This is a genomic window from Rhizorhapis sp. SPR117, from assembly GCF_021742065.1.
In genome coordinates this window covers 1-3,747 of record NZ_JAKKIE010000135.1, presented here as the reverse complement: position 1 = coordinate 3,747, position 3,747 = coordinate 1, and the positions used below count along the sequence as shown (strand labels likewise).

The 3,747-nt window shown below is 57.0% G+C and carries 3 protein-coding genes and 2 pseudogenes; 4 read left to right on the top strand and 1 reads right to left on the bottom strand.

Annotated elements, in window-relative coordinates; genetic code table 11:
• Positions 1-112: 112 nt before the first annotated feature.
• Both L3X40_RS21235 and L3X40_RS21230 read left to right on the top strand, forming a co-directional pair.
• A pseudogene (locus tag L3X40_RS21235) lies at positions 113-1,411 on the top strand (TonB-dependent receptor); the annotation flags it as partial.
• 88 nt (positions 1,412-1,499) lie between these two features.
• Positions 1,500-2,198, top strand: a complete 699-nt coding sequence (locus L3X40_RS21230; RefSeq protein ID WP_272908115.1) for a TauD/TfdA dioxygenase family protein — start codon at positions 1,500-1,502, stop codon at positions 2,196-2,198.
• On the opposite strand, the pseudogene L3X40_RS21225 reads toward L3X40_RS21230, so the two are convergent.
• Positions 2,178-3,010, bottom strand: a pseudogene (locus L3X40_RS21225) (IS3 family transposase); the annotation flags it as partial. The gene L3X40_RS21230 and the pseudogene L3X40_RS21225 overlap by 21 nt on opposite strands.
• 58 nt (positions 3,011-3,068) lie before the next feature.
• Between L3X40_RS21225 and tnpA the strand changes: the two are divergent.
• On the top strand, positions 3,069-3,524 hold the full coding sequence (gene tnpA, locus L3X40_RS21220) for an IS66-like element accessory protein TnpA (RefSeq protein ID WP_237367332.1): 456 nt from the start codon (positions 3,069-3,071) through the stop codon (positions 3,522-3,524).
• A partial coding sequence (gene tnpB / locus L3X40_RS21215; RefSeq protein ID WP_237367331.1) for an IS66 family insertion sequence element accessory protein TnpB occupies positions 3,521-3,747 on the top strand: 227 nt, incomplete at its 3' end. The genes tnpA and tnpB, both read left to right, overlap by 4 nt.

Sequence of the window (3,747 nt, the reverse complement as noted above, 5' to 3'; positions counted from 1 at the left end):
CTGCCGACCTAGCATTGTTCATCTCCTCAAAGAGGCGTGAATCAATGAGGTGGATTACAGTTCCGGGTGACTAGGTTTTCCAGGCACGGATCCAAGCGGCCAACCGTTCGAGGATCACCCATTCACAGTTTTTAACAATGACTTTACCAGGAATTTCTTTGACTCCAAGATGTTTATTTTGAACGCAAATTACGATGCGGGTTGGGCAAAGCTGACTTCGATAACTGGGTACCGCAAAACGGAGGAAGACATTGGCGCGGATGTCGACGCCACACCGTTGATCCTGCTGCATACGCCGCGCGCAACGGATACAAAGCAATTCAGCCAGGAGCTGCGCCTGCAGTCGTCCGTAACTGATAGGTTGGATATCTTGGTCGGCGGCTATTATAACTGGTGGAAATATTTCACCTTAGACAATTGGCAATTTGGCCAAGACATTTTTCTTGTCGGCGATACGAGTCAAAGGTCGGAGACCAAGGCTGCTTTCGGTCAGTTCAATTATAAGATCACGGATCGCCTGCGCGTGACCGCGGGAGCGCGCTACACGTGGGTTAGCAAGACGTTCGAACGGCAGCCGGTCGGCATTCCGATCCGGATCGGCGACAGCCATAAATGGTCGTCGCTCAGCCCGGAAGCCAGTGTCGATTACAAGCTGTCTGCCGACAGCATGGTTTATGCCAAATGGGCGCGGGGTTTCCGCAGCGGCGGCTATAACGGCCGTGCAAACCAGCTCAGCACCATCGGTCCCTATGGTGACGAAGTTGCCGACTCGTTCGAAGTGGGGCTCAAGAGCGAATTTCTGGACCGCCGTCTTCGGCTGAACCTTGCCGGCTTCTACGTCAATTATAGAGACCTGCAGACGACCCAGGTTATACCCTCACCGGGCGGCGCGGGTTTCGACACATTAACCGCAAATGCCGGCAAGGTTGAGATCAAGGGCATCGAAGCTGAGCTGACTGCGATCATTACACCGCAATTCCGCCTTTCCGCTTCGCTCGGCTATCTCGATGCGCGCTACAAGGAATTCACCGCCGATCTCAACAATGACGGCGTCAGCGAAGATGCAACGTTTCTTGAACTTCCTCGGGCCCCGGAATGGAGCATCAACGTAAACCCCAGCTACGAGACGAAACTGGGCGATTTCGGGTCAATGCGTTTCAATGTGAACTACTCCTACACGTCCCCGCTGCAGTCGAACGTCCAAAACATAATTCCCCGAGAGGCTACGCATCTCGTCGACGCAAGCATCACGCTGACGACTGCGGACGAGCGTTTCAGCCTGGCCTTCTGGGGCAAAAACCTGACCGACCAGCTGTACATCGGCCAGACGTTTCCCGTTGGAAATATCACCAATTTCGGCCGGTTTGGCGAGCCGAGAACGTATGGCGCCGAGTTCACCGTGAGGTTCTGAGTGGTCTTGGCAGGGTTAGGAGTAGAAACTATGGCTAGTGAAGCAGGAACAACCGATACGCTGAAAGTGCGTCCGATCGGGCAAGACGATCGGTGCTGAGATCAATGGTGCCGACGTCCGTGAAAGTGTACTGGACGAAGATGGCTTCCAGTATGTCAAGCAGGCGCTTCTGGACTATAAGGTTATAACGTTGCGCAATCAAACGCTAGAGCCGGATGACCAGGTCGCATTCACTTCAAAATTCGGTCCGGTAAATGACGGGGGGCCTAAGAACCCGTTCTTTCTGGAAGGATATCCAGAAGTCACCATTCTTTCCAATATACTTAAGGATGGAAAACCAATAGGTTTTCAGACCGACCAAACGGACGAATGGCACACGGATATCACATACCTTGACAAGCCAAGCATGGGGGCGGTTCTCTATGCTACTGAGGTTCCTCCAGAAGGTGCTGATACTTTGTTTGCCGATCTTGAGGCAGCCTATATAGCTCTGCCTGACACAGCTCGCGACCGGATCGATAAACTGCGAGCGATCCATACATATCCTGAGCAATATGGCGGTAAACTGACTGAGTCCGAAAAGGCGGCGATGCCGGCTCGGTCTCATCCGCTTGTGCGAACCCATCCGGAAACTGGCCGCAAAAGCCTGTTTGTCAGCCCGATGATGACGATTGCCGTCGAGGGCCTTGGGGAGAAAGAGAGCGACGATCTGCTCAATGAGCTCTTCGGGCACATTACCAAACCTGAGTTCATGTGGCCTGCCCCATCAGGGTGGTCCACCGGATAAGTTAGAGTTCCGGCGGTTGTGATCGTCCTGCTGGGCTGACCGGAGCGGAGCGTAGGGCAGACCAGCAGGGCGAGGCAAGATGGCTTCTGGGGCTGGTGGACGATAGTCTAGGGAGCTGTGCGGCCTGAAGCTGTTAAAGTGGTTTCGCCAGCGTCCGATCAGGATCTCGGCTTCACGCATGGTGTAGAAGATCTCGCCGTTGAGCAGTTCGTCGCGCAGCTTGCCATTAAAGCTCTCGCAGTATCCATTCTCCCAGGGTGATCCGGGTTCGATGTAGAGCGTCTTGACGCCGATTCTGCCTAGCCATTCGCGCACCGCAGTGGCGGTAAATTCCGCGCCATTGTCCGACCTGATATGCGCTGGTGGGCCGTGCCGGGTGAACAGATCGGCCAGCACCGCCAGCACATTATCGCTTTTGATCTGCCGCTGGACATGGATCGCCAGGCATTCGCGGCTGTGCTCGTCGATCACGGTGAGCATCCGGAACGCCTTGCCGTCATGGGTACGGTCGGCAACGAAGTCGTAGCTCCAGACATGGCCGCGATATTGCGGCCGAAGTCGCACGATCCGTCATTCAGCCAGAGACGGCCACGTTTAGGTTGCCGTTGCGGGACCTTCAGCCCCTCGCGACGCCAGATACGTTCAACCCGCTTGGCATTCACATGCCAGCCTTCACGCTGCAGCAAGGCGGTGATCCGCCGATAGCCATAGCGACCATAATCCGATGCCAGGCGGACGATGTCCGCCGTCAGGCGCTTCTCATCGGATCGCGGCCGGCAAGCCTTGCGTTGGGTCGAACGGTGCTGGCTTACCGTAAGCGGTGCGTGAGGGCGCCTTGCGCGGCGAGTCCCAAGATGGTCGTTGCGCGTGATGGATATCGAACGATCGTCTAGCGACCATGGTGCGGCGCGTAAGGATGATCCTACGCTTGATCGTACGATCATTCCTGCAGCGCCCAGGACCACGATCATCGGGCGGATGTCGTCGCGTCGGCGCTGGTCGCCCGATGAGAAGCGGGCGATTGTGGAGGCGAGCTACGATCCGGGATCGACCGTGCAGGAGGTGGCACACTGTTTCGAGGTTTCGCCGGCGCAGATCTATTCGTGGCGCCGGCAGGTTGCGGACGGAACGATCGATCGTCTGCCTGCCAGGCCCGCGCCATCGTTCGCGCGGGTAGAGCTGGCGGAGCAAGACCTTCCAGCGGTACCGTGCAGCGGCAGTTCTGGCGCGATGGAGATCCGGCTGACCGATGGCACCGCCATTGTCGTCGGCGGCGATGTCAGCGAGGAAGCGCTGCTCCGCGTGCTAGCCGCGCTCGGCAGATGATCACCGTCGTCCCGACCGACCGTATCTATCTCTGCTGCGGGGCCACCGACATGCGTCGCGGGATCAATGGGCTTGCGCGGATGGTGCAGCAGATCCTTGCCCAGGATCCCCATACTGGAGCGATCTTCTGTTTTCGCGGGCGTAAGGGGAAACGTACGACATTCAGCATACAGTTTGCGTCACGCCACGGTTGCCTATCCCTGGCATCCGCTCTTTGGAATGA

Bases quoted from the DNA above. Each gene is read 5' to 3' on its own strand.
- tnpA (WP_237367332.1), top strand. From the start codon at position 3,069: ATGGATATCGAACGATCGTCTAGCGACCATGGTGCGGCGCGTAAGGAT.